This is a genomic window from Streptomyces canarius (assembly GCF_014650735.1).
GTDB classification, from domain to species: Bacteria; Actinomycetota; Actinomycetes; order Streptomycetales; family Streptomycetaceae; genus Streptomyces; species Streptomyces olivaceoviridis.
In genome coordinates this window covers 1-507 of sequence record NZ_BMVN01000266.1, presented here as the reverse complement: position 1 = coordinate 507, position 507 = coordinate 1, and the positions used below count along the sequence as shown (strand labels likewise).

Sequence of the window (507 nt, the reverse complement as noted above, 5' to 3'; positions counted from 1 at the left end):
GCGCCGGCCCGCCCAGCCCGTACGGCCGCCCATGCGCCGCCTGCTCGACCAGCTCACCCACACCCCCGCCCTCGTCCTCGGCAAACGCCTGGACATCCTGGCCTGGAACCCCGCCGCCGCGGCCCTCTACACCGACTTCGCCGCACTCCCGCCGGCCCGCCGCAACTACATCCGCCTGCTCTTCACCGACCCGGCCGTCCGAGCCATGCACCGCGACTGGAACCACGACGCCCGCGACGCGGTGGCCGCCCTGCGCATGGAGGCCGCGGCCGACCCCGACGACCCCGAACTCGCCCGCATCGTCGGCGAGCTGTCCCTCCGGGACACGGACTTCTGCACCTGGTGGGCCGAACACCGTGTCAGCACCGCCGGCTACGGCACCAAGCACTACCGGCACCCCCTGGTCGGCGACCTCACCCTCGACTGCGACACCTGGGCCAGCCCCGACGGCTCCGGACAACGCCTCATGGCACTGACCGCCGAACCCGGCAGCCCCTCCCACGACGC

General features: G+C 74.0%; 1 protein-coding gene. It reads left to right on the top strand.

Translation table 11 applies throughout. From position 1 onward, the window contains the following. A partial coding sequence (locus IE294_RS47220) for an MmyB family transcriptional regulator (RefSeq protein WP_444545318.1) occupies positions 1 to 507 on the top strand: 507 nt, incomplete at both ends.